At 42.2% G+C, this 6,000-nt stretch carries 7 protein-coding genes; 3 read left to right on the top strand and 4 right to left on the bottom strand.

Annotated elements, in window-relative coordinates:
* Positions 1-39: 39 nt before the first annotated feature.
* Positions 40-816: an HD domain-containing protein gene (locus tag QW087_06285; GenBank protein MEM2944327.1), complete on the top strand. Its 777-nt coding sequence runs from the start codon at positions 40-42 to the stop codon at positions 814-816.
* Here QW087_06285 and pcn read toward each other — a convergent pair.
* The 4 genes from pcn to QW087_06305 form a co-directional block, all read right to left on the bottom strand.
* Complete coding sequence (gene pcn / locus QW087_06290) at positions 813-1,550, bottom strand: proliferating cell nuclear antigen (pcna) (GenBank protein ID MEM2944328.1); 738 nt, start codon at positions 1,548-1,550, stop codon at positions 813-815. The two genes, QW087_06285 and pcn, sit on opposite strands and share 4 nt — an antisense overlap.
* A gap of 66 nt (positions 1,551-1,616) precedes the next feature.
* Entirely contained in the window at positions 1,617-1,916 is a 300-nt protein-coding gene (locus QW087_06295; protein ID MEM2944329.1) for a transcription factor S, read from the bottom strand.
* Between the two features lie 272 nt (positions 1,917-2,188).
* Positions 2,189-3,184, bottom strand: a complete 996-nt coding sequence (locus QW087_06300) for a hypothetical protein (protein ID MEM2944330.1) — start codon at positions 3,182-3,184, stop codon at positions 2,189-2,191.
* A gap of 171 nt (positions 3,185-3,355) precedes the next feature.
* Complete coding sequence (locus tag QW087_06305) at positions 3,356-3,721, bottom strand: hypothetical protein (protein MEM2944331.1); 366 nt, start codon at positions 3,719-3,721, stop codon at positions 3,356-3,358.
* 369 nt (positions 3,722-4,090) lie between these two features.
* Here QW087_06305 and QW087_06310 point away from each other — a divergent pair, with 369 nt between their 5' ends.
* Both QW087_06310 and QW087_06315 read left to right on the top strand, forming a co-directional pair.
* Positions 4,091-4,507, top strand: a complete 417-nt coding sequence (locus QW087_06310; protein ID MEM2944332.1) for a secondary thiamine-phosphate synthase enzyme YjbQ — start codon at positions 4,091-4,093, stop codon at positions 4,505-4,507.
* Positions 4,508-4,531: 24 nt separating this feature from the next.
* Positions 4,532-5,761: an MBL fold metallo-hydrolase gene (locus QW087_06315; GenBank protein MEM2944333.1), complete on the top strand. Its 1,230-nt coding sequence runs from the start codon at positions 4,532-4,534 to the stop codon at positions 5,759-5,761.
* Positions 5,762-6,000: the final 239 nt, after the last annotated feature.

Consider the following 6,000-nt stretch of genomic DNA (forward strand, 5'->3'; position numbering starts at 1 on the left):
GCCAAATTTTTTAGCCAAGTGATCAAATAGTCTAGCAATATGAGAGGAAGTTTTCGACTCCCTTGCGGTACAAACGTCACACTTGACAAGATTATCGATAGAATCAATAACGATCAGGAAATACTTTCACTCTGGCGGGCTTCAAATGTTATGGCAATCGACAGAATGGGCTACAATGATCACGGACCAACCCATGTTAAGATTGTAGCGACTACTGCACTTAGGATACTACGAATTCTCATTGAAAGTGGCGAAAGACCAAACATCGTAGAAGATTATGGGATGAGAAATGAAGAAGCTGAGATCATTGTTGTGCTTGCTTCTGCACTTCATGATATAGGCCATGCAGTTCATCGCAACGCGCATGAGGAATTCTCACTTGTTTTAGCACCGCCGATTCTGAGAAGGATTCTCTCAGAGTTTTACTCTGAACCTGCGCTTACAGTGCTCATTACCGAAACTCTACATGCAATGATTGCTCATCACGAGGAATGTGTTCCTCTGACGCTTGAAGCTGGAATAGTAAGAATTGCTGATGCACTTGATATGGAGAAAGGGAGGGCGAGGATACCGTTTAGGGCGGGAAGCATCAATATTCATTCCGTATCAGCTCTTGCGATTGACAAAGTTAAAATCATGAAAGGAAATGAAAAGCCAGTCAGAATCGAAATAAAGATGAACAACTCTGCTGGCATCTTTCAAATTGATGAATTGTTGCGCGATAAAATAGAAAAATCTGGTCTAAGAGATAAACTAAGTATTGTGATTGAGCTTCCAGATCAGGAAGTCAAAATACTCGAGTCTCTTAAACTCTAATCGCTCTCGATCCGCGGGGCCAGTAAATAATTCACTTCACCTTTTCCATCAGCGATTTGAAACTCCAATTTTACAGGAAAATCGTTTCCGAGATTGATTTTCACTGATGTGCCCGACGGGATTGCCCGAATCATGTTTGAGAAGTAATCCAATGGAAAGAGGCTTCTCACCTTTTCCTTGCATTCCAGCACTATAAGAAGATCCTTAGAAAGCTTAAGGCTTACAGAATCAGTATCCCCTTCCGAGAACATTTCAAACCCGTCTGGAGACGCCGTAAGTGCTATGTAATCCGAAATGTTTTCAGCTGCCTTTATTCCTTTCTGGAGTTCATCAGATGTTACAACCACTGTAGCTGGCAAATTGAGATTTGGGACCTTTGGATCAGACATCCCAGTAGTATCGACAAGGTTCATTCTTCTTGTAATATTGCCAACGTTGATTACGAGCCTGTTGCGCGCCTCATCCTGCTCTAGCTCGATAATTTCTCCAGCCTTCGAGAGTCTGAGCACTTCTTTAATTTTGTCAAGATCAATCCCCAGCTCAGTGTCATCTGCCTTGTATTCTTCAAATGCTCCTTTTTGAAGCGAGAGATTGACCATCGCAACATGAGCAGGGTCAACGGCTTTTAAACTGAGTTTATCTGGTGCAATATTGAACTTCGCCTCGTCCACAAGCGTAGAGACAACCTCGACGATACTCTTGAGAATCTCTGACTTTACCCTTGCATGCAGCATGAATTCCCCCTATGCCGTAAGCGCTTTTTCAATAATAAACCTTACCCAAAATGGTGTTTGCTGGAATTAGTATTCGCGCCACGAGTAACCACATTCAGTGCAACGAAATATGCGCGTCTCTGGTTCATCAGCAGCCCTTGTTTGTCTCAAAACCCAAAATGCTTCATTATGCCCGCACTTTGGACATTCGACATTCGTTTTTGGCAGCGTTGGAGCATTTGAATCTATGACTACCATTTCTTTTTCTCGAAGTCTTGTGGTGAACGTCTGTTTCTCACCATTCATCTTTTGTTCCTTACCGCATTTACTGCATTTGAATACACCATTTCTAGGAAACATTAATGATTTGCATTCCGGACAGAACATTTCTCGATCGCCAAAGGCCGGGAAAAAAGCTCTTTGTATAAATATTCTTCCGCGAAATACTACTACGATTTAATCTTATTTTATTTGGTGCATATGTTTTGCCTATTTGATGACCAATGGGATGCCAAGAAGGCGACTTCATGATATCAATTGGACCAGCTTTCAATCATCTGAAAGCCGAAAACCAAATAGGCGTGTAAACGACATTAAAAAATGATCCGTTTTTTGACAATGAGGCTTTTCTAATGTTCTTGGAGTCCGCAGTTTAAACACTACATGAATTCCCAATCATTAGCCGGTTCAGGATTCTTATTATGACTCAATCGATTCGTTCGACTTTTTGCCAATGCTCTATTAACCAGCCCGTCAGGGAGTTTGCCTTTTTTCTTTACCTTTCTTTCTATGGTTTTTTGCTTCTTAGCCATGATACGGGCACGCCTATCAATTAGCTTTTTTTCCTTAGGCGAAATTGGAACTTCATCTACTTCTTTTTCTATAAGCTTATGAGCATATCTAAGGGGTGGGAGATCTTCATCGCCAAATTCCGCATCGGCTGTCAATGCCTGAAGATCTTCAAAGCTCACCATTGCAGAATTTCTAGCTCTGCTCCTGAGATTAAGAGCGGGCAATACGCCTTGATTTTGCGGGAGCAGATGAGAGACACCTCCGCCCTCGACCACGACTGTTGTCCTCGGGCCTCCATGCCTTGAGACATATTCCATCTCCCTTCGCGTCTGATCGGCAATGATGCCGCCTATGTAAGCGAAAGCTATTGTGATTATATAACTGTCAAGTCTGAACGAAATTGTTGACTGTAGCAGGGATACAAAGCTGTTAAGATACAAAGAAGCGAAATTGATGTATGAATCGAGGAAAGGGACGCTTGACGCCAATACACCCATAATTGCCCCTGGGGTAATATTTATTCCGCCTATCGTCGTTGGGATCCAACCGGCATCGATAGCAGAAGTAAGAGCAAAGATGATCGCAAGCGGCAATAATGCAGCTAAGGCTCCTTTCCACGGGCTCCCTGCTCTTCGTCCGCCTACATAACCAGCTATCATCTGGCCAAGTATCGGCAACCACCACAACAAAAAGGAGAGTATAAAAATATACTTGACTGCACTCCAAAAGCTATATGCGATCTTTGTTGATTTGATTTTTTTAGACTCGTCGCCTTCGTCAATCTCTGCAACCCTATAAACCTGCCGCTGAATAGAATGCTCGTTTCTTCCATCATCATTGGAACTCTTCTTCCTGAATAGCACCCCTATCCCTTCGGTCGGACATGCGTCTGACGCTATTCTAATATTTATTTAGGTATATATGCTTTTTGTAAATGTGCATTGGCATTTTTTCCAGATGGTGAAAACATAGATTATAATTCGCATGATGAGCCGAAAACACTTGAGTTTTACGTGAAACGACGATTGTCAGACCTATCTGGGCAAATAATATAGCAATCCGTATTCCTGTAAGGCCCTCCTTGTACTCTCAAGCGTGATCTTATCACGCTTTGCCTGATACCTCAAAATCTCTTCCATGTCCATATTAAGATATTCTGCAAGGCGTTGAAGCCTTTCGTATGGAAAGGCTTGTTTACCGAGAAGAATCTGCCTGATGCTCCAGCCAGGATGAACACGAGATTTGTAACCGAGCTCCCTCCCAAGTCTGTTAATACTGCCCGCTTTTTCAATGCCACATTTTATGAGTTTTACCCTAAAATCTGATTCTAGCCAGATTCGATAATTTTGTACCCCCCTCATCTTTCTATAAACCCAAGCGGTCGAAGCGGGATTGGACACAAATGAACAATAATATTTGAATTATTAATCTTTTCTTAATCTCAACAAAGAAAATTGAATTTGACTTTTCTCTTCCCTGTAAAGAGGAACTTCGACAAATGGCATTTTAGATATTTCGCTTTATTATGAACCTTTGGCGCTCGGCCATAGATGGATTTTGCTACATATACAATATTCTCCATGATTTTCTCGCGATATCTCAAGAAATTTTAATTCACCAATTAACATCTTAAACGAATTTATTAAGTCAACGATGCCATCGAATTATTTGAGAGAGAATTGTTAGTTGGAAAAAAAGATATTGCTCTCATTTGGATTAAGCGCACCAAAAAATGCTTATACTAACGTTTGACTTGGCGGTTTTGAACAATGATGTTTAGGAAAACCATAACGATTGAGACCAATAGCGAGTGTGACATAGTAGATATTACTGACCACGTTACAGATGCTATTCGAACCTCAGGCATCTCTGATGGTTTAGCATGCGTTTTTGTTCCTCATTCAACCGCTGCTTTAATAACAATGGAAAACGAGCTGGGCTTAAGAAATGATCTGATCAGATGTCTCGAACGGATCGCTCCAAGAAACGCCAATTACGATCACAATCTAGCATGGGGTGATGGAAACGGACATTCTCATATTAGGTCATCACTACTTGGCACATCATTAACAATTCCCTTTTCAAAGGGGAAACCCGAATTGGGCACGTGGCAACAAATTGTCTTGGTCGAATTAGACACCCGAGCTAGAAATAGAAAAGTCATTATTCAGATTGTTGGAGAGTAATGAGCTTTCAGGAGGTTGTGAAGAGTGAATATCAAGTTTCTAGGCGGAGCCGACGTAGTTGGGAGAATGGGAATCTTCATTCGCCACAGAGATGCAAGTGTGCTTCTGGAGTATGGTATGAGACCGGCCAAACCGCCTCAGTACCCAATGCCAAGCCCACCTGTAGATTATGCATTTTTGTCACATTGCCATTTAGATCACAGTGGAATGGTTCCCTGGCTCTGTAAACGGTATGATACGGAGATAGTTGCCACCTCATCAACGATGTCAATTACAAAAGTGTTGCTTGAAGATGCTCTTAAAGTCGCTGATGCAGAAGGTTATCCGCGTCCCTTCGAAAATAATGACATCAAATATGCGCTTAAGAACTTCACCACAATGGAATTTGGAGAGACTGTCGATGTCGCAGGCTTTGAGGTAGAAATGCACAGTGCGGGTCATGTTCCAGGAGCGGCTATGTATGAATTAAGAGGAGACGAAATTACCCTCTTTACAGGCGATCTGAATACAAGGAACACCCAGCTGGTATGGGGAGCTCATCCAGTTAAGTGTGATAATCTTATTATCGAGGCAACCTATGCGGGAAGAACTCATCCGAACCGTGCAAAAACAGAGAAGCGTCTTCTAGAGAAGATAAGCGAGGTCGTGAATCGTGGCGGAAAGGCGATCCTACCCTGCTTTGCCGTTGGCAGAACGCAGGAGGTTATGTTAATCCTGAGGAATGAATCCTACGATATGTGGGTCGATGGCATGGGAAAAACGATAACAAGACTCTATCTTGATCAGCCCGAATACTTACGATCAGAAAAGAATCTCAGAGTCGCAAAAAGTCGATTCAAGGAAGTTCGAACCCCGGCTGGAAGGGAGCGCGCGAAGAAGGGAGAAGTCATAGTCACAACGGGTGGGATGCTTGATGGTGGTCCCGTTTTGGAATATCTCAAAGATATTAAGGATGATAGAAAGAGTGCGGTGCTTTTAACAGGCTACCAAGTAGAGGGGTCGAATGGAAGGCAACTTGTGGAGACAGGGATGATAGATATTTACGGCGTTAAAGAGAAGGTAAAATGTGAAATTGAGGCCTTTGATCTCTCCGCGCATTCAGATCATGACGAGTTATTAGAGTTTATAAGAGCCTGTTCACCTCGAAATGTTGTTCTCTGCCACAGTGAAAATAGAGAGGCACTGGCTAGTGAACTCAAAAAGGAATTCAACGTAATCCTACCGAAACAGGGCGAGGAATTTGAACTGCCATGAGGGATTCTTTAGACGTGATCAGTAAAGCAACTGGTCGATGAATTGAAGTTCAAACATTTCTTATTGAGAAGCTAGCTCTCGCCATCTCTGGATAATAGTTGCCGATGTGCAGGATCGTTTTTTCAAGAGATGAAAAAAATAGGACATGTCATTATATATTGAGGAGTCTCAAATAGATTGCTGATTATATTTCTAATCACAATGTAGATTTATCATAGACTAAATCGAAACGATTAAGT

It is taken from the genome of Methanomassiliicoccales archaeon (assembly GCA_038850735.1).
Classification (GTDB): domain Archaea; phylum Thermoplasmatota; class Thermoplasmata; order Methanomassiliicoccales; family JACIVX01; genus JACIVX01.

Coding starts and splice junctions, on each gene's coding strand:
- QW087_06285 (MEM2944327.1), top strand. CDS start 40: ATGAGAGGAAGTTTTCGACTCCCTTGCGGTACAAACGTCACACTTGAC.
- pcn (MEM2944328.1), bottom strand. CDS start 1,550: ATGCTGCATGCAAGGGTAAAGTCAGAGATTCTCAAGAGTATCGTCGAG.
- QW087_06295 (MEM2944329.1), bottom strand. CDS start 1,916: ATGTTCTGTCCGGAATGCAAATCATTAATGTTTCCTAGAAATGGTGTA.
- QW087_06310 (MEM2944332.1), top strand. CDS start 4,091: ATGATGTTTAGGAAAACCATAACGATTGAGACCAATAGCGAGTGTGAC.